General features: G+C 73.7%; 3 protein-coding genes. 1 reads left to right on the top strand and 2 read right to left on the bottom strand.

Translation table 11 applies throughout. The annotated features are described in order from the left end of the window. A partial coding sequence (locus tag GT030_RS16965; protein ID WP_161201815.1) for an amidohydrolase family protein occupies positions 1-572 on the bottom strand: 572 nt, incomplete at its 3' end. A 59-nt stretch (positions 573-631) separates the two neighbouring features. Further along, entirely contained in the window at positions 632-1075 is a 444-nt protein-coding gene (locus tag GT030_RS16960; protein ID WP_030810457.1) for an Lrp/AsnC family transcriptional regulator, read from the bottom strand. A gap of 245 nt (positions 1076-1320) precedes the next feature. Between GT030_RS16960 and GT030_RS16955 the strand changes: the two genes are divergently transcribed. Further along, positions 1321-1755 (top strand): hypothetical protein (locus GT030_RS16955; RefSeq protein WP_161201814.1); only part of this gene is annotated, 435 nt, incomplete at its 3' end.

Here is a 1755-nt window from a genome sequence, read left to right as displayed (position 1 = left end):
GGGGCGAGCGCGCCGAGGGCGGCCTCGCGGACGGCGTGGTGGTCGTCGGCGGTGAGCGGGGCGTCGGCGCGGCTCACCGCGGCCGGGACGAGGTCCAGCAGGGCGGTGCTGACGACGGCCGAGTGGACGTCGGCGCGGGAGAGGTAGAGCGGGCGGCCTCCGGTGGCCGCGTCCAGCTCCGCGCGCGTCGGCGGACGCCCGCCCGGCCAGCGGGCGGCGTCCCAGCCGTGGCCCAGCAGGACCCGGTCGGCGGGACGGGCGGCGGCGAACTCCCGGACCAGGGCGAGGGCCGCCTCCAGGGAGGGTGCGCCGGAGAGGTCGAGGCCGGTCAGGGCGAGCCCGGTGGCGGTGGTGTGCACATGGGCGTCGGTGAAGGCGGGGGTGACCAGGGCACCGTCGAGGTCGATCACCTCGTCCACCCCGTCGGCGAAGGCGTCGGCGGCGCCCTCCGAGCCCACCCAGGCGACCTGACCGCGCTCCACCACCATCGCGGTGGCGAAGGGGTCGGCGGGGCTGTGGACCTCGCCCCGGCGCAGGAGGACGGTCTTGGGGCCGGCGGGCTGCTCACTCATGCCCACCAGTCTCCCCCGTACCAGCCGAGCACCCGGAACCGGGGCGCGTGTCGGGGGGATCAGGAGATCTTCGGCGGGCGGGCCTCGTACGGCGTGGAGAGCACGACCGTGGTGCGGGTGGAGACGCCGGCCAGGGAGCGCAGCCGGGCGAGGAGTTCCTCCAGTTCGTGCGGGGTGGCCACCCGCACCTTGAGGATGTAGTTCTCGTCCCCGGCGACGCTGTGGCACGCCTCGATCTCGGGGACGCCCGCGAGCCGCTCGGCGATGTCGTCGGGGGCACTGGGGTCGAACGGTTTGACGGAGATGAACGCGGTCATCGGCAGCCCGACGGCCTCGGGGTCGACGACGGCGGCGTAGCCGCGGATGACGCCCCGCTGTTCGAGCCGGCGCACGCGCTGGTGCACGGCCGACGTGGACAGGCCGGTGGCCTTGCCCAGGTCCGTGTAGCTCATCCGCCCGTCCTTGACGAGCAACTGCACGATCTGACGGTCCAGCTCCTCCATGGGCCAGAACCTACCGTGCGGTCCCGCGCGCGTGCGCGCGGGGCAACCGGGGGACAACTTCGGCGGGCTCCGATGGCGCGGCACGCGGCATCTGGGCGGATATCCACCCTTAGCCTGTGACGAACGCCACACCATGTGAGCGCGCTGCGTGAGGTTCTCACGGTTACCGCCGAGAACCTGCGGGAAGTGCTTGCTGTGGTCGAGGCCGCAGCGCCTTCACGGCCCAGCCTTAGGGGGAGAATCCCATGCAGAGTGTCAAGCGCCCCGTTCGTTCTGCCGCCAAGCGGCAGCAGCTCGTCGTCGAGCCCGAGCCGGAGGGTGTCGAACCGGACTCCGGTGACGCCTACGGCCCCGACGCCGACTACGACACCTTCGAGATGTACCGGGTGATCTGCCCGGACTGCGCGCAGGCCATCGCGCTGCTGGCGGACGAGGAGTCCCTGCCGGAGCACGCGCTGTGCGCCTCGCCGTGGAACCCCTTCGGCCTGACGGCCTGTGCCGGTACGGGCCGCGCGGCGGCGGACGCCCGCCCCGCCGACGAGTCCTTCGCGCCGCAGGAGCAGGACACCGCGCTGCTGCTGACGCTCCCGCAGGGCCTGGACTGGCGGACCCAGCCGTTCTCGCACGTGGGCGGTCCGGGCTCGCGCCCGATGCAGGTGCCGTTCACGCGCGGCAAAGCC

Source organism: Streptomyces sp. SID1328 (assembly GCF_009865595.1).
In the GTDB taxonomy this organism is placed as follows: domain Bacteria; phylum Actinomycetota; class Actinomycetes; order Streptomycetales; family Streptomycetaceae; genus Streptomyces; species Streptomyces griseoluteus.
Note: the sequence above shows the minus strand (reverse complement) of the source record. Positions and strands in the feature narration are given on the sequence as shown.